The following is a 20663-nucleotide window of genomic DNA, read 5'->3' on the forward strand; positions in this document are numbered from 1 at the left end:
AGGAGCGCGAATGAGCCGGCCGGGCGATCGCGTCGCCGCAAACGGGCAGCGTTGGTGCTGCTACGTGGGCGCCGAGGAAAGTCCGGACTCCACAGAGCACGGTGGTTGCTAACGGCAACCCGGGGTGACCCGCGGGCAAGTGCAACAGAAAGTAGACCGCCTTGTGCCTCCACTTATGCTTCGGCCCAAGTTGGGGACACAAGGTAAGGGTGAAACGGTGCGTTAAGAGCGCACCAGCATCGTCAGCGATGGCGGTGGCTGGGTAAACCCCACCGGGAGCAAGGCATCACGGCCCTGCCACGTTGCAGGGCCCGATCAGGCGTTTTAAGGCTGCTCGCTCGAGCCTGAAGGTAGCTGCTGGAACCAACTGGCAACGGTTGGTCTAGATGGATGTTCGCCGCGCGGCGTTCCGTTTAATGGGGCGCCGTGGTTAGACAGAATCCGGCTTATAGGCCGGCTCATTCGCCCTTAATCTTCTACTTTGGCTGGCTCGCCTGCGGCCAGCTTCACCAGCAGGAAGCCATCGTCTGCTAGATCCGCCGCGAAGTTTTCCGCGCGGTTGCTGGGGACATAAGCAATAACGGCTCCAGATAGCCCCGCGTGCGCCGAGCGCGCGGCCACCGCGCCGCGGACCGTGACTAGCTCCGCGAGTTTTTCTGCGGAATCGAAGCCATAAATATTGGTCAGCGAGGCCTGCGATTGCAAGACAATGGGGAAAAGCTCGTTGCGGCGGTGCGAGCGCAGGTAGCGCACAAAGTTCTCCACGCGGGAGGTCTCTTCCTCATAAAATGCCATCCACTCGGTAGCCGCATTGATGCTGGGGCGGCCCTCCTCGCCGTAGACCTTGTGCACCGCCTTGAGCCACTCCACCACGCGCTGTTGTGCATCGGGCAATAAGCGCAGCGACTCTGTGCCGAAGGAATGACAGGCATCATCGATAAATTGCTGGCGTTGGCGGATGGCGTCAATTGCCTGCGACTGCTCTTCCGCAGTGTTCCCGGGCACCGCCACCGCGAAGGCCACCACGTCTTGGTCCACGACGTGGGGCGCATGGGTGACCGAGCCATCGGCATAGTCGATGATGCACACACCGTCGCCACTGCTGCGCAGCGCGGCGGTGTGGCGCGCGCGTAGGGCGGGCTTATGGGCAAAGGTGGTTACCGCCTGGGTGCAGACATCCGCAACGCGCACGCGCAAGGGAGCGTCGAGGTTGTCTGTTGGGCCCATTAAGGCAAGCGCTACGGCAACATCCGCCGCCGATGCAGCGCCTAAGCCGATATCGTTGGGGATATCGCTCACGATGGTGATATCCGCCCCAGCCGTCTCCCTGGACAGTAACTGGCGGTTGACCATGGTGTGTACGATGCCGCCGATGCGCGCGGCCAGCCCACCTTCTGGTGCGGGCGGAATGACCGGTTGCCCCTCCGAATCCGTCGTGGGCTGTTGCGCCGCAGCGAGCGCAGCCACCTCCTGGAGGCCAATGGAATCGTGCGCAGGCTCCCCAATTGCCGGCACGTAGTGGACGGAAACGATACCATCCGTGCGCGAACTGACGGCCGCAGCCGCGCGGAGATCCGACAGGCTTGCGGCGACGATGCCTCCATAATGATCGATATGCTCACCAATGAGCGGCCAGGTCGCGGGCGCGCTGGCGACATGGGTGGGCTCCGTTCCCACAATAGAGGCGTGTTGTTGTGCAACGCGCTCAGCGATAGGGGACTTAGGCGTCGACCACAGTGGCATGAAGGCAAAAGCTCCTTTTCCAATTCGGCGGATAAAAATCACGCGGCTACGTGGCGCGGGCTAGCGCCATGGACAAAGTAGCCGATAAAGCGGCTCCCTTGCTCTGCTTGACGGTGCAAGGGAGGCATGAAAAGAAATACTGCCCTCATATTCTAGCGGGCGCGTGTTTTCATGCATGGGTAGTGTGGGCACCAACCACAGGCGGGCAGCGCACACGTGCTGTCCAAAGTATATAGACGAAAGGGACTACCGTGGCGACTACAGCAGATGAGAAGTGGTATTACGACCCTTCCACCAAGGAAGTCAGCAAGGGCAAAGTATCCGGCTGGGAAAACCGCATGGGGCCTTATGACACCCGCGAAGAGGCCGAGCACGCCATAGAAATCGCGCGCGCCCGCACCAAGGCAGCCGATGCTGCAGATAAAGAAGATGATGGCTGGGACTAGTTAACTTCCCAACCACCATCTAGCAGCTACCAATACGGCCTAACGCGCCATAACTGGTGCCGCTGACGCGCGCTACTTCTTCAGCTTCTTGCGCAGCGGCTTAAACGCGGCCTTGATGTCTTTGAAAGACTCGTTGTAATCATCCAAGGCGGCTAGGCCGATGGCGCGTTCGCGCTGGTACAGCAGGCCGTAACCAAAGGTATCTTCCCCGCGGCGGTGCGAAGTGTGGGCCAGTTCTAGCAATTTATCCCGCGAGGTAACCGAGTCTTGGAAATCCCCCAAGACCGATTGCATCTTCTTGCAGGCCTTGTATAGGCGCTTGGTCTTTAGCTTCGTTGCGGAACCGGCTGCTTCTGCTGCGTAACGCAGTTTCTTGGCAGCCTTGCGCATATCGTGGAAATAATCCTCGCGCTCGTGCAGCGAAAGCTCCGCGTTATCCCAATTGTCCACGGCCTTCTTATGCCGCTTGACTAGCTTCTTATAGGCCTTTTCCAAGTGGCGTGCCATGACGGCATCGACGTCCTCGGCTTCCGCATCGCCGGTGGAAGGTGACTTTTCCGTCTTCTTTTCAGCGGTCGATTCTTCCTCTGCGGGGTGCGTTTCCGCGGATTCATCGGCTGAACTTTCGGCTGCAACCTCAGACGTATCCCCGTCCCCGTCCGCGTCCACGGTAGCGGAATCGTCCTCGCCGTCGGCATCTTCTGCAGATTGGGCACCGGCCGTTGGGGGATCAGCCAGTAGGCGGTCGAGAGACTCGAGCAATTCGAGGTATTCCTCAGAATTTAGCGCGGCGATAACCCTGCGGTGCGCCCGGCGGTAGGCGGTGCCCATGTCGCGGGAGATGTGTTCGCGGGTGGCGGCATCTAAGGTATCGGAGTCCTCGGACTCCAAGAGCTCTTGCCAGCGCTCTTCCACGACCTCTGCATCGCGGGCTACGCCCAAAATGCCGGCGAGCTCTTTGAGATCAGCTTCGATCTTCTCAATCTGCGGGCCGACAACAATGCCGTGAAAAGTCTGCAGGTGGCTGCGCAGTTCGCGAGTGGCCACGCGCATTTGGTGCACCGAGTCCCACTCATCGCGGCGAACGCGCGGATCATAATCAATGAGCTTGTCGCGGTTAGCCTGCAGAGCTGCAATCACTGCGGCTGCCGGGGAATCCTCGTCAACGTCTGGGGTAACGAGAGCGGGAGGGAGGGGAGCGTTGTTGTAGGAATCTCCCAAAGCTGACTTCAACTTAGACGGGGACGAAGAAACGCGAGCCCCGGCGCCGATGAGAAGAGAGGTCGCGCGGCGGATGAACTGGCTTCCTTCTTCAGTGCCTGGAAGCTCACCGGCCAGCTCCACTTCCCATTCGCGCCAGGATTGCTGCTGCCCGCCGGGCAAGAAAGAAAAGGCGGTGACATGGTCATCGCAGAATTCCGCGACCGGATTATTGTGCTCGTCCGCAAGCAGCATCTCGGTGCGGTTATTATCCACCTGCGCAATGGGGCTTAACTCGTTGTGGCGAACGATGGAGCGCACCTGCTGTACCAACTCTTGGGGTACCTCGTACTTGCCGTCTACTGGGTCTCCTAATTCGGCATGGATCTCGGTCCGGCCACCCTCGCTGGGGATTTTGATGTGCCAGCCATCGTCATTGCCGCCGGTGCGGCGGCGTAAGGTGATTTTGGCGTGAGTTAGGCGCAAATCTTCCGTGTCGTAATAAATGGCGGATAGAGCGTGGTGGCGCGTTTCTGCAACATGGTCAACGGATTCGAGTCGAGTGAGTTCAGGCAGTTGAGTCGATTCTGCTACGGCGAATTTCGCTTCTACTTCCAGAAAAGTCTGTGTTGACATTCACATACCCTTAAGCTTTTACAACAATTAATTTCACCTGTGATCCTACCCGTGACGAGCAGCATGCGCCTGAAAAATTTCGCAGCGTTTGCTGTGCGCACGGGTAGAAATGTGCCGCCGACACCATGAGGCTGAAAGCAGACAGGGGAGGCCACGGAGCAAGGGCTGCCGGTATTAAGAATCGATGCCAGTGGCAGGCCCACCCAAGTGAGACTTATCCGCAGCCGTGATGCCATCAGTGATGCCATGCAGACTATTCATGGATAGCGAGGATGTGGTCAGGTTGGGAAATAGGCGGTCTCGGGTTTCCTCGGCATGATCGGTGCGGGCCTGGAGTGCAGGTAGCGTCTGGGTGGCGATGAGCTCAGCGTGATGGCTGCAATAGGGAGACTCATCGAGTTTTTCTTCGATGCCGTCTTCATTGGCCAGCTCCAGCAGTTCCCCGATCCGAGCGGCATAGGAAAGCCGGAAGCTACGGCGATAGGACGCGGTGGTCTGTGTCGCGCGTGCAAACTCGGCACCCTCGCTATTGCGCATGTACCAATCGCATTGGCGGTTCAGCGAGGAAAACAGAGCGGCGCAGTGGGCGGCGTCTTCGGGCGCGCCGATGATGCAGGCAAGGCCCTTTTCGTGGATGAGGAGGGTGGTGCATCCATTGGCATTGGCGATGGTGCCTAACAAGGTGACCTGATGCTTGATATATGGCGGGTGAACGTGCACGCGGTGGGAAATGAGGCGGGGCTGGTCCACGGTTAAGAGATCCTCGATGCGGTATTTCTGCTGCAGCGACTGGGCCTTAGAAATAAGCACCTCTGCCTCTTCTGCAAAGGTCGTGGATTCGGCCTTGCGCAATAGCCCCAAGACCTTGTGGCGGATTTTATCCTGCTTGTCGCTAGAGCCATCGGCTTGACTGAGCTCGCCGCCGGCCAAAAGCTCGGTATCGCGCAAACGCGGCAGGTGCACCAGCTCTTTCACGATGGCGCGCAGCTTATCGCGGGGAATGAAATTTTCTTGCGGTGCTTCTAATTGCAGCCACGCTTTGCGCAGCGCGGGTGAGGTGATGCGGGCAGGTACGTGCGGGCTAGCGCGGTAGATGAGGGGATAGGAATAAGCGCCCAGGACGTGGCGTAAATCGTCCGGGGACCACCCGTATTGGGCGGCAGTAACTACGGCATCGATAACGCTGGCAGAAAGTTCATCAACGTGGGAGGTCATACTAGTTTCTTCCTTCAGAAAGCTTGTACAGGTGTTCGCTTGCCCCACTAGCAAAGCACGTGCACGAAGCCGTACCTGCTGCATTAACCCCCGCTTGCTACCCCCTGAATACTCTGCCGACCTGCGAATCTGACCATGTGGAAATTGACTAATGAACTGCACACTGGCTAGCGGTGAGCCGGTAAGGTTTAGGGCATGAATAGCCAACACGAATTCGTCTTACGCACCGTTGAGGAACGCGATATCCGCTTTATCCGCTTGTGGTTTACGGATATCATGGGCGCCCTCAAATCCGTAGTGATGAGCCCCTCCGAACTCGAATCCGCCTTTGAGGAGGGGATTGGCTTTGATGGCTCGTCGGTAGAGGGATTTTCCCGCATCTCTGAATCAGACACCATTGCGCTGCCGGATCCCTCCACCTTCCAAATCCTGCCCTTTGATGACAACGAGCCGGACCTGCAAACGGCGCGCATGTTCTGCGATATTGCGCAGCCAGACGGCCAGCCCTCCGTGGTAGATCCGCGCCATATCCTGCGCCGCCAGGTCACCGAGGCCGCCAATGATGGATTTACCTGCATGGCCTCGCCAGAAATTGAGTTCTACCTGCTGGAGCACAGCAAGGAACTGACAGACCTGGTCCCCACCGATAATGGCGGGTATTTCGACCAAGCGACGCACGATACCGCGCCGCTATTTCGCCGCCGCGCTATGCTGGCGCTGGAATCACTCGGCATCGCCACCGAATTTAGCCACCACGAAACCGCGCCGGGCCAGCAGGAAATCGATCTCCGCCACGCCGACGTGCTGACCATGGCGGATAATATTATGACCTTCCGGCGGGTTATTAAGCAGGTGGCCACGGATTCCAATGTGCGGGCAACGTTTATGCCCAAGCCCTTTGAGGATCTCCCGGGCTCAGGAATGCACACGCACTTTAGCCTGTTTGAAGGCCAGTCCAACGCCTTCCACGATCCGGACGATGAATTTTCGCTCTCGCACACCGCCAAGCAGTTTATTTCCGGGATTTTGGAGCACTCTACGGAGATGAGCCCCATTATCAACCAGTGGCCCAACTCCTATAAGCGGCTGATGTTTGGCAATGAGGCGCCGGGCTCGGTCACGTGGGGCGTGCAGAACCGTTCCGCCCTGGTGCGCGTGCCTACATACCGCCTGACCAAGGAAGAATCGCGCCGGGTGGAAATCCGCTCCATCGATGCCTCCATGAACCCATACCTGGGCTATGCCGTCATCCTTGCCGCAGGGCTGCGGGGCATCCGGGAGGGTTATGAATTAGACGAGCCTGCAGAAGACGATGTCCACCAGCTCACCCACCGGGAACGCCGCGCCATGGGGTATAAGGATCTGCCCTCCAGCATGGATCAGGCCCTGCGCGAGTTTGAAAAGTCCGAATTTATGGCGGAGGTCTTGGGAGAGCATGTCTTCGAGTTCTTCTTGCGCGCCAAATGGGAAGAATGGCGCGATTACCAGCGCCAAATTACGACAGTCGAGCTGCGCAACAACCTGAACTTCTAGGAGAATAATGCGTCCTGCCACGGTGCCTTCGCCGGCGTCGCTGGGCCTTAGCCGGTCCCATGCCGCACAAGACTTAGAACAACTGGGATGGAATACCCCGGAGTCCGTTGACCTTTTATGGACGCTGGCTGCGGTCGGTGATCCAGATTTGGCCCTTAATAACCTCGTGCGCATTTACGAACAGGCCCCGGAGCTCGATGCGGAAATCCGCAGCAATGAGCAAGTGAGGGTGCGCCTCCTCGCCCTCTTGGGTGCGTCGACGGCGTTTGGGGATCACCTTGCCGCCCACCCGGAGCTGTGGGAGGAGCTGAAAAAGCCGCTCCCGGAGCCAGAAGAGATGCTCACCAGCTTGCTTGAAACGGTGGGGGCGCAGCCGGCAACGTTTGCCGCAGAGCTCGATGCTCCGGATCCAGCGAGGGACGATCTCAGCGCGCCGGGTACGTACCGCGCGAGCGAGGGCGAGCATAAAAAGGAGATGCGGACCCAGTACCGCACGCTGATGATGCGGCTTGCCGCGCACGATGTGGCGGGTACCTTCCACTCCCGCAAGGGGCAATCCCGCCCGCAGCCGGAGGTAAGCTTCCGGCAGGTCACCACGCTGACTACGGCGCTTGCCGATGCCGCCCTCACGGCCTCCCTTGCCGTTGCGGTGCGCAAGATCTACGGCGACGATCCGCTCGATGCACAGCTTGCGGTAATGGCGATGGGCAAGTGCGGTGCCGGGGAGCTGAACTATATCTCCGACGTGGACGTCATCTTCGTCGGCAGCGAGGCAACTCCCAAGGCCACCCGGCTCGCCGCGGAGTTTAACCGGATTGGGTCGACGACATTTTTTGATGTCGATGCGAACCTGCGGCCAGAGGGTAAGTCTGGGGCGCTGGTGCGCACGTTGGATTCGCACGTGACCTACTACCGCCGGTGGGCAGAAACCTGGGAATTCCAGGCGCTGCTCAAGGCGCGGGCGATGACCGGTTACCTGCCGCTGGGAGAGGATTACTTGGAGCAAATCCGGCCGATGGTCTGGACGGCCTCGCAGCGCGATTCCTTCGTGGAAGACGTCCAAGCCATGCGCCGGCGCGTATTGGATAATGTGCCGGATGAGCTCAAACATCGCGAGCTCAAGTTGGGCGTCGGTGGGCTGCGCGATATTGAATTCGCGGTGCAATTGCTCCAATTGGTGCACGGGCGTTCCGATGAATCTCTGCGCGCGCTGTCGACAGTGGATGCCCTCGACGCGCTTATCTCCGCCGGCTACGTGGGCCGCGAAGACGGCACGCAGCTCATTGAGGCTTATGAATTCTTGCGCCTTTTAGAACACCGCCTGCAATTGGAGCGCTTCCGCCGCACGCACACGCTGCCGGCAGACGATGATGAAGCGGGCCTGAACTGGCTCGCGGTAATTTCAGGGTTTTCCCCGCAGGGCACTAAGTCTGCAGTGCAGGGCATGCTTGCGCATTTGCGGCGCATCAGAATGCGCATTTCTGAGTTGCACTCGCGCCTGTTTTATCGCCCGCTGCTCAATTCCGTGGTGACCATGTCCGCCGATGAGCTCAAACTTTCGCCGGAGGCGGCAAAGCTGCAGCTTGCGGCATTGGGGTATAGCTCGCCGGTACGTGCCTTCGAGCACCTGACCTCTTTGGCATCCGGTACCTCCCGCAAGGCACGCATTCAAGCCATCTTGCTGCCGACCTTGATGGAATGGCTGGCAGACACCGCCGATCCAGATATGGGGTTGCTCAATTACCGCAAGCTATCTGAGGCCGCCCGGGATAAGTCGTGGTTCCTGCGCATCCTGCGGGATGAGGGGATCGTCGGCCAGCGCTTGATGCATATTCTGGGAACCTCGCCATTTACCGCGGACCTTATCATCAGCGCCCCGGATTCGGTGAAGCAGCTTTCCGATGGCGCGACCGGTCCCAAGTTGCTCGAAACTAAGCCGGAGCAGGTGTCTAAGGCGCTGGTTAATTCCAGCAAGCGCCATGCGCACCCGGATAAGGCGGTGGCGGTCGCGCGCTCGCTGCGCAGGGTGGAGCTGGCGCGCATCGCCAGTGGCGATCTCTTAGGGATTATCCCCGTTGAGCAGGTATGCCAAGAGCTGTCGACTATCTGGAACGCGGTATTGGAAGCCGCCCTCCGCGCGGAGGTACGGGCCTGGCGGAATGACCACGAGGATGCGGAACCGCCGGCGCGCATTGCGGTTATTGGTATGGGCCGGCTCGGTGGCCGTGAGCTTGGGTTCGGCTCCGATGCAGATGTTCTTTTTGTGGCAGAGCCTGAGGCTGCAGACGATGAAGGCGAGGCCATGCGGTGGGCCATCGGGATCGTCGATAAGCTGCGACGCCGCCTTGCCAAGCCCTCTGGGGATCCGCCCTTGGACGTCGACCTGGGCCTGCGCCCGGAAGGGCGATCTGGTGCGGTGGTGCGCAGCATTGCCTCCTACAAGCGCTATTACCGCGAGTGGGGCGAGGCCTGGGAAATGCAGGCGCTGCTGCGCGCGGCCTTCATCGCTGGGGACGAGGAAGTGGGCCAGCGCTTTATGGAGATGATCGATGAATACCGCTACCCGGATAGCGGCGCGAGCCAGTCCACCATTCGCGCCATCCGGCGCATGAAGGCTCGGGTGGATAACGAGCGCTTGCCGCGGGGAGCTGACCGCACCACTCACACGAAGTTGGGGCGCGGCGCCCTGACCGATATTGAGTGGACGGTGCAGCTGCTGATTATGATGCACGGGCACGAACATCCCAAGCTGCGGCAGCCAGGGACCTTGCCGGTATTGGATGCGCTGGAAGAAAGCGGAATATTAAGCGCCGATCAAACCGGTGACCTGCGAGATGCGTGGTTGATGGCAACGGATGCCCGCAATGCGTTGGTGCTGGTGCGCGGCAAGCGCGTGGATCAATTGCCTGGGCCCGGACCGCAACTGGCACAGGTGGCCGGTGCGGCCGGCTGGACGCCGGAGAATAACCAGGATTTCTTAGATACGTACCTGAAATTGACCCGGCACGCGCGCAAGGTGGTCGATGAAGTCTTTTGGGGAGAGGAGGAATCCTTCGAGCATTCTTAAAGTTGCCGCATAACTTGGTCTATGCAGCGCTAATTCCCTTAACTTTTAAAGTATCGGACTCTAAAGTAGGAACAAGTTAGAGAAAGGATCTTTGGTTATGTCATTTCAGCTGCAGCTCGATGTGGACTCCGCCACGGTTGGAGAATTGGCCGCGTTGCTTTCTGCCGCTCGCGCGGCTGGGGTCCGTGATGATGACGTCCTAGAGTTAGATGGCACCACCTTGACCATTGAGGTCTCGGCCCCACAGACGGGCGCGTCCCGCGCCGGGCAGAACGTTGATGCGCCGCATCACCAAGACGACCTTGGCCGCGAGGGCGGCACGGACTCCCGCTCGCGCGGGCGCGGCGACCGCATTGGGGAGGCCACGATCCGCTCGCTCATCGATATCTTGAATGAACGCGGCACTGGCAATTCCTCGCGCGGTAATGGATACGGATTCTTCGGGGGAAGTTCGGATTACCATGGCTAAATCACCGGGAGCCCACCGCAGAAAGCTTATCTACCTCTGGGGCTGTATCGCCGTGGCGGCCTTAATCGCCGTCGTTGTTGGCACGTGGGCAACCAACCGCCATCACCCGCCTAAAGGGACGATGACCGTGGGTGATGCCGTAGCCGGGGGAGTGGTGCAGGAAGAAGCGCCCGCCCAGGTTAATGGTGCAGTGGGAGGCGATGCGTCCTCAGAGGCCAATCGCGTGATGTCGCTGGCGAAGGCGTTGGGGATTCCCTTGGAATCGGTGCCGCGCGATATTACCCAGAATAAATCCGGAAAGTCTGATGTCCGGCAGTATCTAGAGCGCGAGTTAAAGAGCGCCGTGGCCTCTGGTGAGCTGGATGAAGACGATGAAAAGGCCATCATTGGTGCCTTTGAGAAAGGGATTGTCATCCCAGCCAGCGATGGCATCGTGGCTGAAAGCACCCCGGCGAATTAGACCAGTGCCGTGGCCCCGGATTGCCTGCGAATGGTCCCCGCGAAGTTTCAGGAAACCGGCAGACTGACGGCATGGCCTTAACAGCTCGTCTCCCTAGAGTTATCCCATAACGAAACGGTAACGAATAAAGGTGTGCGTTACCGAGGGAATGGAGGAGACGATGACAATCAAGAATAAGTTATCTACAACCTTGGCGGTGGCCGCAGCCATAGTATTTCCTATTAGCGGGGGATTGGCGATAGCGTTTGCGGTAAATGCGGTGCCAGCAGAGACCATTGCCCAAGCAGCAACCGGGGATCCTTTAATCCTGCACCTCAAGTCCGTACTCGAGGTAGCAGCAGCAATAGCGTGGCGATAACGTGAAGACCCCATCCAAGCGCCGCTGCTGCTAAAGTGCCAGGCATGTTGGTTGATGCCATTCGCCTGAAGTCCCTGCCGCGAGATTATCGCCGCAGCCTGCCTGCCTTCGATTACCTAGCAGATTTAAGGAGATTTTCCTTTACCCGCCCGGTGACGATTTTCGTCGGCGATAACGGCATAGGAAAATCCAGCCTCTTGGCCGCCATGGCAACGGATCTTGGGTGCTCTCCCAAGGGCGGCCGGATGGGGGATCCGGAAGCAATCTTGCCAGTAAGCCCGGTGGCCTGCGAGTGCACGGAGCTTATCCAGCGCGCTTATTTCCTGAGGGCGGAAACCCACGAATACCTGCTATCGCGCGAGCAATCCCCCGAGGAAACCGGCGGGCGTTCCACCCTGCCCACGCAGGTGGATGTGCAGGCCCGCTCGCACGGCGAGTCCGTTTTCGATGTGCTCTATGAGCGAGTCGATGGCGCTGGGGTCTATATTCTGGATGAACCAGAATCGGGCTTGTCCGTCGTCCGGCAATTGGCATTGATAGCGGAAATCGCCCAAGCCGTTGACCGCGGTGCACAGGTATTTATCGCCACGCATTCACCGATCTTGCTGGGCTGCCCCAATGCCGATATCGTGGAATTAAATGACACCGGCTTCCAGCGCATTTCCTTTGATGAGGCCGAAGCCGTGGCAGCGACCAAGGAGTTCCTCGCGGATCCAGAGGGAACCATCAACTTTATCTTGGATCCAAAGGCAGAAGAAGCGGAAGAAGAGACGGAAGCCACGGAGATAGCGGCTGTCGATGAGGCCGAAAGGACCGAATAAGCAGCGTTAGGTTACCTCCACGATCCTCACGGAGGGCCCCGCGTAGCCACCGCGTCGGCGCAGGATGTGGGTGATGACGACTCCGACCATGCCGCACAACCATACGGCCAAGACAGCGAGGGAGGCGGAGGTGAAATCGGGCATGGAGTAATTGGGGGCATCGGCAGAGTGGTCCAAGACCATGCCGAATAATTGCGCGCCCAACATGCCGGAGGTAAACCCGCCCATATTGCCCAAGCCGGTGGCGGTAGCGACGACAGAGCGGTCCATGTTCTCGCGGATGATGTCGAAGCCATAATTTGACGTCGGCGTGCACAGCGCCAGGATGAAGGAGACCGCGGTGATGGCAGCGAGGCCCCCGCCGGTGCCGAAGGCGAAGAATAGCACCCAAGTCAGCACGTGCAGGCTGACGAACCCGAGCGCGACCCAGGGGCGGATATTCTGCGCGCGGGAAGAAATCCGGCCGTGCAGGGGCCCGACCAGAACCAAAAACACGGCCAAGAGGGTCAGTACGAGGCTGGCCTTGCCCTTGGACAACTCCATGCCTTGGGTCATCATGGGCATGCCCCACAGCATGACAAAGACAATCAGCGGCAACATGCCGCTGTAGTGGATAAAGTATGCCTGCCAGGCAATAGGCGAGGTAAAGACCGCCTTTAAGCGCGCGCCGATGCTGCTGCCCTGGGAGTTTGGTGGTTCCTTCTCCAGCGGAATAACCCCGAGCTTTTCTGGGGAGTCAGCGACCGCGACTGCGGCGGCAATGGCGACGAGGATGCCCCCTGCACCCAAGGTCACGAATGCCGCGGTCCATCCGGCTGTTCCTAGTAACCAGAGGAACGGGACGGCGGAAATGAATTGACCCATCTGGCCAATGGAGGAGGTCACCTGGGTAAACATCGGTGTGCGGTGCAGCGGGAACCAGTAGGGCAGGATGCGCATTACCGATAAGAATCCCGTGGCATCGCCGGCGCCGATGAGCACGCGCGCGAAGATGGCTACCCCGTAATTGCTGGTAAAGCCGAGTATGACCTGGCCGACGCCCATAATGACCGCGCCCACGACGAGCAGGATGCGGGGGCCAAATTTATCGATCAGCATGCCGGTGGGGATTTGTGCGATGGCATAGACGCCCAATTGCACGGAGGTAAATACCGCGATGCGCCCGGCATCGACGCCGAAGCGCTCGATGGCATCGAGGCCGGCTACGCCGAAGGAAGACCGCCCGGTAATGGCTACGAGATAGACCGCCATGGCCGCGACCCAAATCATTAACGCCTGGGTTGTGATAACTTCTCTTGGATTTGGCTGCGACATGGCTGATACCTTACGCGTTAACTACTAGGATTCATCTTGTGAAGTATATTTCGACCCGTGATACCACCGGCCAGCCCGCATCCTTTACGGATATCCTCTTAGGAGGGCTAGCGCCCGATGGTGGCCTATACCTGCCTGAAACCTACCCGCAACTGGACTCCGCCACGCTGGATACGTGGCGCACAGTGGTCAAAACTGACGGCTATGCCGCCCTTGCGGCTGAGGTAATCAAGCTGTTTATCGATGATATTCCAGAGGAAGATCTGGATAAAATCGCCGCCCGAGCATATACCAGCCCGAAGTTTGCCTCCCCTGAGATCGTCCCGGTCACTGAGCTTGGCGATGACCTCTTTATAGGCCACCTTTCCGAGGGCCCCACCGCTGCATTTAAAGACATGGCCATGCAGCTTTTGGGCGAGCTTTTTGAATACGAGCTCGCCCGCCGCGGGGAGACGCTGAATATTTTGGGCGCTACCTCTGGCGATACCGGCTCTTCTGCTGAGTACGCCATGCGCGGGCGCGATGGCATCCGCGTTTTCATGTTGACTCCGGCTGGGCGCATGACCGCCTTCCAACAGGCGCAAATGTTCGGCTTGGATGATCCGAATATTTTCAATATCGCCCTCGATGGTGTCTTTGATGATTGCCAGGACGTGGTAAAGGCCGTCTCCAGCGATGCGGAATTTAAGGCCAACTACCGCATCGGTGCGGTCAACTCCATTAACTGGGCCCGCCTGTTGGCCCAAGTGGTTTACTATATTTCCTGCTGGATCAAGGTCACCGATAATAACGAACAAAAGGTATCCTTTAGCGTTCCCACCGGTAACTTTGGCGATATCTGCGCCGGGCATATCGCGCGCAGCATGGGCCTTCCCATCGATCGCCTCATCGTGGCGACGAACGAGAATAACGTATTGGATGAGTTCTTCCGCACCGGCAACTACCGCCCGCGTCCGGCCGCGGAAACCATGGCCACCTCGTCGCCGTCTATGGATATTTCCCGCGCCTCCAACTTCGAGCGCTTCGCCTTTGATCTTTTAGGCCGCGATGTCACCCGCGTTGCGGATCTCTTTGGCACCAAGGTCAAAGAAGGCGGGTTTAACCTTGAAGAAGATCTCATTACGGCCGCGCGTGAAGACTACGGTTTCTTGTCCGGTTCCTCCACCCATGAAGACCGCCTCGCCACCATCAAGGACGTGAACGAGCGTTATGGTTACCTGGCGGATCCGCACACGGCCGATGGCATCAAGGTGGCGCGTGCGGCCCAAAAAGAGGGCGTGACGACGCCTATCGTCTGCTTGGAGACGGCACTGCCGGTAAAGTTCAGCGAAACCATCACCGAGGCCATCGGGAGCGCGCCGCAGCCACCGGAGCGGTTTGCTGACATCTTGAACGCGGAGCGCCACGTGGCGGATCTGCCCAACGATGCCGCAGCGGTCAAGGACTTTATTACCTCGAGCATCAAGAACACGGAGGTGTAGCAAACACATGGCATTAGAAAACTTCGCAGGGCCGGAGCACTATACCGAATTCGATCCGGAAAAATTCATCCGCGACTTAAAAGCACAAGCAGAGGCGGATAAGGAAGAACAGGACAAGGACTCTGCAGGTGACGCGGGTACGGATAGCCAGTAGTCTGCTGGCAGCAGCAGGGCTGTTTATGGTGGCATCGTGTAGCACCGATGCCACCCAGCAGCAGGATGGGGTGGTTGCGCAATCCACCGACACGCCACCGCCGGCGCCGCCGAACGAGTTTTATGAGCCCGCGGTGGTGCCGGTGCCCCCAGGCGCCGCGCTGAACTTAACCACGAGCGACCCACAGCCGGGCGAGTACTTTAACTTCCAGTCCTGCACGGCGGCGTGGTCCTTCGCGCTTGCCGATGGCCGCACCATCGCCGTGACGGCCTCCCATTGCGGCAAACCTGGCGATAAGGTCTGGGCCGGAACCCAAGAGGGCGATTTTGTATACCCAGCCGATCCGGTAGGCGAGGTGATCTATTCGGATTTCTTTGCCGAGGAGACTAATCACTTGGACGTTGCCTTCATCGAGCTGTACCGCGACGCGGACTACTACACCCCAGGCGAGGTAGCCACCACCGTAGCGACGCAGCTGGACAAGCTGCCGGATGCGGTATGCAAGCTGGGCAGTTCCACCATTGTGACCTGTGGGAACGTGAAAAACGCGGTGGATTCCACACAACTAAATTACCAGGGTCTAGAACATGATTCCAATGCGGCCCTGGCGGAGATGTGCAGCGCGGTCGGGGATTCCGGCGGGCCCGTCTACGGCGATGTAGACGGCCGGCAGACCATCGTGGGGCTGGTCTCTGGAATCACCGAGCCCTTGGACGAGGGGCATAGCTGTGAAGACACGCAACAAAACATCGACGTGGCCTTTACCACCGCACCGGATATCCAGGAACTGGCGCTGAAGGTCCTCGGCCCCGTGGCATAAGACCAGCCAAGATTGGCTACGCTAGGTGGTATGCCAACGCCTGATTATATTGTGAAGCTGCGTGAATCTATCGGCCACGATCAGATCTTCGTCCCCGCGTGCAGTGCCATCATTCTCCGCGATGTACCTACCGGTGCGGCCTTGTGGGAGGTGCCGTCCGTACTTTTAGTAAAGCGCGCTGATAATGCCGTGTGGACCCCTGTGGAAGGCATCTGTGAGCCGGGCGAGGAGATTACGACCACCGCCTTGCGCGAGGTCAAGGAAGAGGTAGGCCTCGATGCCAAGGTGGAAGCGCTCCTCGGCGTTGGCCAGTCCGGCCCAGTGACCTATCCCAATGGCGATGAATGCATGTTCATGGGCACCGCACTTCGCCTGTCTGTCGCCGACGGTGCTGAGCCCGTCATCAGCGATGAAGAAAACACCGAAGCGCAGTGGTTCTCGGTGGCACACCTTCCGGATAGCTTGTCGCGCCGCCATCGCCTGATGATCGCGGATGCCGTGGCGCATCTCAAGCACCCGCAAGGCTTTTCTCCCCGCATGGGCTGGATGAAGCGCAGCGAGCAGCCCGGCCTCTAGCGCGTTTCCTGCGCGTCGATGAGCAGAAGTTGTAGCTCCTCCGCGCTGTTCGCTACGACCAACTCTTGGGCAATACACTCCTGAGCCTCCGCCGCGTCTTTATCGGATCCGCAGCATATGACCGTGGCATCGATCGTTATCAGCAGCTTGCCCCGCCGCGCCAGCTCAAAAAATAACTCGCTATCTTCTGGTCCCCATTCCCAGGCGGTGCCATAGAAATCCCGGGCGCCATCGCCAAGCCAAGAAGTTTCAAGCGTTAGGCCTGCTCGGCATAAGTAGACTCCGTCGCGACGCAAGCCGGCGAGCACCTCCCGCACCCCAGCGAGGTGCGCAGCATCCCAGGCGATGAAGGTAATAGGAGAAGAGCTCATGGCCCGATGATAGATGAGGGAAGACATCTCCTAGTGAATCAATTCTTTGCGCGTGCGGCCTTCCCAGAGCCAGCCTAAGAACCGCGCCGAACACAGGCACCAGTGCGCAACAAGGAGCAAGGGAATGCTCAGCGCGATAACGTCAAGCCATTGCGATCCATTGACCAATGCCGTTTGATGCCCGCCCATGCTCACGGTGCCAGGCGGGAAGGTGCACGCCCACCACGCGGGAGAGTAGGGGACCCAGCGGGCAGCTCGCGGATAAAAAGTCACCATTGCATAAAGCGATAGCGGGATGGCAATAGCTAGGGCTATAAGCCCGTAGTACACGGAGATACTGCCGGGGTAGAGGACCTGCATTGCGGTAGTAGATTGCCCTACCACGCCTAATGGCACCCACGCGGTGGCGGATTTTCCACCACTAAAATCCACTTTGCCGTGCCAGGCTGCCCAGTAGACGTAGACAAATACCGGGACTGCCGTCAGCAAGGACATAGCGAAGAGCACGGTGCCCATGATGTGGTAGATCTGCCCGTAATCGAGGGCAAGCCATCCAGCCACCGATGCCGAAATCATCGGCCCCACCAAAGGAAGACCCCAGGTAAAGCGCGGCTCTCCATCGAAGCGGGTGAGCTGAATACCCCACGTAATGACGGTGACGGGGCCACCCACCCAAAAGCCGACGAGGCGGAATATTCCAATGCCCGTCAACCCTGATAATGCCGCCCCAAGCGCGAGGACGCCGATGAAAAACATGGACCACTCCGCCATAGTGGTCCGCTCAAACCGCGGACTGCGGTAGCGGGCGTAACCGGCGGTCAACACGACGAAAATGGTGCACGCAAGTGCCGCGAATACACCAGCGGCAACAAACATGTCTTCTTCAACCAACATGCGCGAGATGATGGAGGTACCCATAAGGCTGCCGGCCCAAGCCGGACCAGGCGGGGGAAGGTGGCGGAATTTATCAGTCACTACTCAGAGTCTAATTTCACCCGAAGCCGCATACTAAGACCGAGCCGCTTTTTACCTGGTGAAAACCCTCATGTGCGCGCTGGGGAGCGTCCGCCCTCAAAGTGGGCAGTGGATATGACGGAGCCCTCATTTGGTTTTGCAAACACGAGGTTAGCTTAGCTCAGCCCGGCATTCTTCCTCTGATTTTCCAGACTCAATACAATTGTGCCAATCAATCTGTCCCTGCACCCATGGCGAGGGTGTGCGTGCCTCTGGCTGCTTTAAGGCACAATCCGGGTACGGGCGAACGCTTCCGTCGGTGAATTGGGCAAAGCCATTTTCCCAGCACGAGTTGAAAACGGCGCCCTCGGGAGAATCTGGGTAACCGTTAGTGGTGGCATTACCGGTAGGTGGTGTGGTGTCTTCCATTCCTAATTCTTCGGCTGCTTGGGAATACCACTCTTCAGTAACTGCCCGGAATTTTTGGTTGGCGCCGTTGTAATCGTAGGGTCCGTCGCACACGCCTGGGGCCACATTTCCCCAGGTGGCCTGCGTGGTATTGCAATAGTAGTAACTGCCATTGTCTGGATTGAGGTAGACACCGTGGCCGTTGATATTTTGCTGTGTCACCGTTAGCTGATCTGCGCTAACGGGTGATTGTGACTCGGCACTGACGGTTTCTTCGGACGAGGGCCTATCACTTGATTGTGCTGTGCTGCTTGAAGTCGAGGAGTCAGCGCTGGAGGTGGATTCAGAAGTAGTGTTCTCGGTGGGAGCCGCCTCCTCAGTGTTAGTGGAGCACCCAGTAAGAATAAGGACTGCCGCCAGAACAGGGAATAGCTTTTTCATTGTGTTGTCTTTCGATAGAGAGAGTGGCTGGCTTGAAAAGGGATGAAGGGGAAATAGCGCCAAGCAAAAGAAAGCAGCCACCTAAGCATTGTTTAGGTGGCTGCCTGTAACGGAAGCTAGCTGAGAGCTAGCGTCTCCTTAGCAATCGAAGTAGAGCTCGAACTCCTGCGGGGTAGGACGCAGGCGCGCTGGGTTGATCTCGTTTTCGTACTTGTAGTTGATGTAGGTCTCGAGGAGATCCTCGGTAAAGACATCACCCTCGGTCAGGAAGTCCATGTCTTCCTTCAACGCCTCCAGGGAAGCCTCCAGGGAGGTTGGTGCCTGCGGGATGGACTCGGCCTCTGCTGGCGGCAGCTCATAGAGGTCCTTATCCACTGGGGCGTGCGGCTCGATGCGGTTCTTCACGCCATCCACACCGGCCATCATCATGGCGGCAAAGGCCAGGTATGGGTTGCTGGATGGGTCCGGTGCGCGGAACTCGATGCGCTTAGCCTTCGGGTTGGAACCAGTAATCGGGATGCGGATCGCGGCCGAACGGTTGCGCTGGGAGTACACCAGGTTGATCGGCGCCTCGAAGCCAGGAACCAAGCGGTGGTAGGAATTCAGCGTTGGGTTGGTAAAGGCAAGCACGGCGCCGGCGTGGTGCAGGATACCGCCGATGAAGTAGCGGGCGATATCGGAAAGCCCTGCGTAGCCAGCCTCATCGTGGAAGAGAGGCTCGCCGTCCTTCCACAGGGACATGTGGGCGTGCATGCCAGAACCATTATCGCCAGCCAGCGGCTTAGGCATGAAGGTCGCGGCCTTGCCCCACTCCTGGGCGGTGCGCTTGACCACGTACTTGAAGGTCTGAATGTCATCGCCGGCATGCAGCAAGGAGTTGAAGCGGTAGTTGATCTCGTTTTGCGCTGCGCCCACCTCGTGGTGGAAGCGCTCGATCTGGAAGCCGACTTCCTGCAGGTTGGCCACGATGTCATCGCGGACTTCGCTGTGCTTATCGTACGGCGGGGTGGGGAAGTAGCCACCCTTCACGCGGGTCTTGTAACCGGTATTGGGAGTGCCGTCCAGGTTGGTCTCGTTATCGCGGTTCCACCAGCCTTCATCGGAGTCCACCTCATAGAAACCGTGCTGCATATCGGTGCCATAGCGCACGGAATCGAAGAGGTAGAACTCGGCCTCGGCGCCGAAGTTACAGGTATCGGCGATGCCCGTGGACTGCAAGTATTCCTCGGCCTTGCGGGCAATATTGCGGGAGTCACGGGTAAATGGCTCAAAGGTAAAGGGATCGTGGACGAAGAACTTGATATTCAGGGTCTTCGCCGAACGGAAGGGATCGATATGCGCGGTTGCCGGATCCGGCAGCAGCGTCATATCGGATTCTTCGATGGTGGTAAAACCACGAATGGAAGAACCATCAAAGGCCAAGCCATTTTCGGCATCTTCTTCAGTAAATTCGCTGGCAGGGATGGAAAAGTGGTGCTCGGTGCCGGGGACGTCCGTAAAGCGGACATCCACGAACTTTACGTCCTCATCCTGAATAAATTGGACGATGTCCTGCACTGTCTCGAAAGACAAGATTGCCTCCTGTTTGTTGGCCGATGAATTATCTGCCTATAGCCTACTAGTTTTATCCACCCGGCATGGCCATTGGCCTCGTTTCACTTCTGGGTGAGGGGCAACTAAATTGGTGAGCATGGCAGACAAGCGCACGTGGCTCGATGGGCCCAATATTCCGGGCGAATATGACGATGCAGGAACCCCCGGCCGGTGGCCAGGTGAAAACTTGGGCTTGCCGGAATCTGGGCCTGGGTCCATGGCGTCGGTAGGCCGCCGCGCAGGCGCCGTAGCCATTGACTGGATCATTTGCATGCTGCTGGCCAATCTCATCCACATGTTCACCACGCAGCTCGGAGGCGTATCCTTTTTAGGCTACGCGCTCTGGGCGTTAATGGGCATCGTGTGCGGCTGGCTATTCGCACGCACCCCGGGCATGCTCATCCTCGGCATGGGCGTGGCCCGCCTAGATGTGCCTGGCGCGCAGGTGGGCCTGTGGCGCGCGGCAGTGCGCACGTTGCTTACCGGCGTCATCTTTCCCGCCGCCATGGTGGACGCGGACGGCCGCGGCATGCACGACCGCGCAACTGGCACCATCGTTATTAACTCTTAGCGGCGCGCGGGGATAAGTCCCGCGCACCGTAA

Annotated in this window: 19 protein-coding genes and 1 other RNA gene; 12 read left to right on the forward strand and 8 right to left on the reverse strand. The window is 58.9% G+C overall.

Annotated features, from left to right (window positions below):
* The first annotated feature begins 11 nt into the window (after positions 1-11).
* An RNA gene (gene rnpB / locus QP970_RS07325) (RNase P RNA component class A) lies at positions 12-465 on the forward strand.
* Between the two features lie 3 nt (positions 466-468).
* Here rnpB and QP970_RS07330 read toward each other — a convergent pair.
* Entirely contained in the window at positions 469-1743 is a 1275-nt protein-coding gene (locus tag QP970_RS07330; protein ID WP_284869819.1) for a galactokinase family protein, read from the reverse strand.
* A 251-nt stretch (positions 1744-1994) separates the two neighbouring features.
* Here QP970_RS07330 and QP970_RS07335 point away from each other — a divergent pair, with 251 nt between their 5' ends.
* A complete protein-coding gene (locus QP970_RS07335; RefSeq protein ID WP_023023202.1) occupies positions 1995-2189 on the forward strand; it encodes a hypothetical protein in 195 nt (64 codons plus the stop codon).
* 72 nt (positions 2190-2261) lie between these two features.
* On the opposite strand, the gene QP970_RS07340 is transcribed toward QP970_RS07335, so the two are convergent.
* Both QP970_RS07340 and QP970_RS07345 read right to left on the reverse strand, forming a co-directional pair.
* The gene (locus QP970_RS07340; RefSeq protein WP_284869820.1) at positions 2262-4025 is read right to left on the reverse strand and encodes a CYTH and CHAD domain-containing protein; all 1764 of its coding nucleotides are present in this window, start codon (positions 4023-4025) and stop codon (positions 2262-2264) included.
* A 174-nt stretch (positions 4026-4199) separates the two neighbouring features.
* Positions 4200-5240, reverse strand: coding sequence for a DUF2786 domain-containing protein (locus QP970_RS07345; RefSeq protein ID WP_284869821.1), 1041 nt, complete (start codon positions 5238-5240; stop codon positions 4200-4202).
* Between the two features lie 195 nt (positions 5241-5435).
* Between QP970_RS07345 and QP970_RS07350 the strand changes: the two genes are divergently transcribed.
* The 5 genes from QP970_RS07350 (at position 5436) to QP970_RS07370 (ending at position 11948) form a co-directional block, all read left to right on the forward strand.
* Positions 5436-6773, forward strand: coding sequence for a glutamine synthetase family protein (locus QP970_RS07350; RefSeq protein ID WP_284869822.1), 1338 nt, complete (start codon positions 5436-5438; stop codon positions 6771-6773).
* Positions 6774-6780: 7 nt separating this feature from the next.
* Positions 6781-9840 carry a bifunctional [glutamine synthetase] adenylyltransferase/[glutamine synthetase]-adenylyl-L-tyrosine phosphorylase gene (locus QP970_RS07355; protein WP_284869823.1) on the forward strand — a complete coding sequence of 1020 codons (3060 nt, stop codon included), beginning with the start codon at positions 6781-6783 and terminating at the stop codon, positions 9838-9840.
* A gap of 97 nt (positions 9841-9937) precedes the next feature.
* Positions 9938-10309 carry a Cgl2226 family protein gene (locus tag QP970_RS07360; protein WP_284869824.1) on the forward strand — a complete coding sequence of 124 codons (372 nt, stop codon included), beginning with the start codon at positions 9938-9940 and terminating at the stop codon, positions 10307-10309.
* On the forward strand, positions 10302-10769 hold the full coding sequence (locus tag QP970_RS07365) for a hypothetical protein (protein ID WP_284869825.1): 468 nt from the start codon (positions 10302-10304) through the stop codon (positions 10767-10769). The genes QP970_RS07360 and QP970_RS07365 overlap by 8 nt, the downstream gene beginning before the upstream one ends.
* A 402-nt stretch (positions 10770-11171) precedes the next feature.
* Positions 11172-11948, forward strand: coding sequence for an AAA family ATPase (locus QP970_RS07370; protein WP_284869826.1), 777 nt, complete (start codon positions 11172-11174; stop codon positions 11946-11948).
* A 6-nt stretch (positions 11949-11954) separates the two neighbouring features.
* Here the strand turns inward: QP970_RS07370 and QP970_RS07375 are convergent, their stop codons facing one another.
* Complete coding sequence (locus QP970_RS07375; RefSeq protein ID WP_284869827.1) at positions 11955-13262, reverse strand: MFS transporter; 1308 nt, start codon at positions 13260-13262, stop codon at positions 11955-11957.
* 38 nt (positions 13263-13300) lie between these two features.
* Between QP970_RS07375 and thrC the strand changes: the two genes are divergently transcribed.
* Genes thrC through QP970_RS07395 form a run of 4 tightly spaced genes read left to right on the forward strand, consistent with a single transcriptional unit; the run spans position 13301 to position 16293 of the window.
* Entirely contained in the window at positions 13301-14743 is a 1443-nt protein-coding gene (gene thrC, locus QP970_RS07380) for a threonine synthase (RefSeq protein WP_239269727.1), read from the forward strand.
* Between the two features lie 7 nt (positions 14744-14750).
* Entirely contained in the window at positions 14751-14897 is a 147-nt protein-coding gene (locus QP970_RS07385) for a hypothetical protein (RefSeq protein ID WP_005278279.1), read from the forward strand.
* A 25-nt stretch (positions 14898-14922) separates the two neighbouring features.
* Complete coding sequence (locus tag QP970_RS07390) at positions 14923-15717, forward strand: trypsin-like serine protease (protein WP_284849667.1); 795 nt, start codon at positions 14923-14925, stop codon at positions 15715-15717.
* A gap of 30 nt (positions 15718-15747) precedes the next feature.
* On the forward strand, positions 15748-16293 hold the full coding sequence (locus QP970_RS07395; protein WP_284769471.1) for an NUDIX hydrolase: 546 nt from the start codon (positions 15748-15750) through the stop codon (positions 16291-16293).
* Here the strand turns inward: QP970_RS07395 and QP970_RS07400 are convergent.
* From QP970_RS07400 to glnA, 4 genes are all read right to left on the reverse strand, one after another.
* The gene (locus QP970_RS07400; RefSeq protein WP_284869828.1) at positions 16290-16664 is read right to left on the reverse strand and encodes a hypothetical protein; all 375 of its coding nucleotides are present in this window, start codon (positions 16662-16664) and stop codon (positions 16290-16292) included. The genes QP970_RS07395 and QP970_RS07400 overlap by 4 nt on opposite strands.
* A gap of 30 nt (positions 16665-16694) precedes the next feature.
* Entirely contained in the window at positions 16695-17639 is a 945-nt protein-coding gene (locus QP970_RS07405; protein WP_284869829.1) for an SLAC1 family transporter, read from the reverse strand.
* Positions 17640-17789: 150 nt separating this feature from the next.
* Positions 17790-18548, reverse strand: a complete 759-nt coding sequence (locus QP970_RS07410) for a hypothetical protein (protein WP_284869830.1) — start codon at positions 18546-18548, stop codon at positions 17790-17792.
* Between the two features lie 57 nt (positions 18549-18605).
* On the reverse strand, positions 18606-20039 hold the full coding sequence (gene glnA / locus QP970_RS07415) for a type I glutamate--ammonia ligase (protein ID WP_284869831.1): 1434 nt from the start codon (positions 20037-20039) through the stop codon (positions 18606-18608).
* A gap of 118 nt (positions 20040-20157) precedes the next feature.
* Here glnA and QP970_RS07420 point away from each other — a divergent pair, with 118 nt between their 5' ends.
* Complete coding sequence (locus tag QP970_RS07420; protein WP_023023164.1) at positions 20158-20631, forward strand: RDD family protein; 474 nt, start codon at positions 20158-20160, stop codon at positions 20629-20631.
* The last annotated feature ends 32 nt before the right edge of the window (positions 20632-20663 follow it).

Source organism: Corynebacterium sp. MSK073 (genome assembly GCF_030232085.1).
In the GTDB taxonomy this organism is placed as follows: Bacteria; Actinomycetota; Actinomycetes; order Mycobacteriales; family Mycobacteriaceae; genus Corynebacterium.

Excerpts from the sequence above, each read along its gene's own strand:
- QP970_RS07330 (WP_284869819.1), bottom strand. The coding sequence starts at position 1,743 with ATGCCACTGTGGTCGACGCCTAAGTCCCCTATCGCTGAGCGCGTTGCA.
- QP970_RS07340 (WP_284869820.1), bottom strand. The coding sequence starts at position 4,025 with ATGTCAACACAGACTTTTCTGGAAGTAGAAGCGAAATTCGCCGTAGCA.
- QP970_RS07345 (WP_284869821.1), bottom strand. The coding sequence starts at position 5,240 with ATGACCTCCCACGTTGATGAACTTTCTGCCAGCGTTATCGATGCCGTA.
- QP970_RS07350 (WP_284869822.1), top strand. The coding sequence starts at position 5,436 with ATGAATAGCCAACACGAATTCGTCTTACGCACCGTTGAGGAACGCGAT.
- QP970_RS07355 (WP_284869823.1), top strand. The coding sequence starts at position 6,781 with ATGCGTCCTGCCACGGTGCCTTCGCCGGCGTCGCTGGGCCTTAGCCGG.
- QP970_RS07360 (WP_284869824.1), top strand. The coding sequence starts at position 9,938 with ATGTCATTTCAGCTGCAGCTCGATGTGGACTCCGCCACGGTTGGAGAA.
- QP970_RS07365 (WP_284869825.1), top strand. The coding sequence starts at position 10,302 with ATGGCTAAATCACCGGGAGCCCACCGCAGAAAGCTTATCTACCTCTGG.
- QP970_RS07370 (WP_284869826.1), top strand. The coding sequence starts at position 11,172 with ATGTTGGTTGATGCCATTCGCCTGAAGTCCCTGCCGCGAGATTATCGC.
- QP970_RS07375 (WP_284869827.1), bottom strand. The coding sequence starts at position 13,262 with ATGTCGCAGCCAAATCCAAGAGAAGTTATCACAACCCAGGCGTTAATG.
- QP970_RS07385 (WP_005278279.1), top strand. The coding sequence starts at position 14,751 with ATGGCATTAGAAAACTTCGCAGGGCCGGAGCACTATACCGAATTCGAT.
- QP970_RS07390 (WP_284849667.1), top strand. The coding sequence starts at position 14,923 with ATGGTGGCATCGTGTAGCACCGATGCCACCCAGCAGCAGGATGGGGTG.
- QP970_RS07395 (WP_284769471.1), top strand. The coding sequence starts at position 15,748 with ATGCCAACGCCTGATTATATTGTGAAGCTGCGTGAATCTATCGGCCAC.
- QP970_RS07400 (WP_284869828.1), bottom strand. The coding sequence starts at position 16,664 with ATGAGCTCTTCTCCTATTACCTTCATCGCCTGGGATGCTGCGCACCTC.
- QP970_RS07420 (WP_023023164.1), top strand. The coding sequence starts at position 20,158 with ATGGCAGACAAGCGCACGTGGCTCGATGGGCCCAATATTCCGGGCGAA.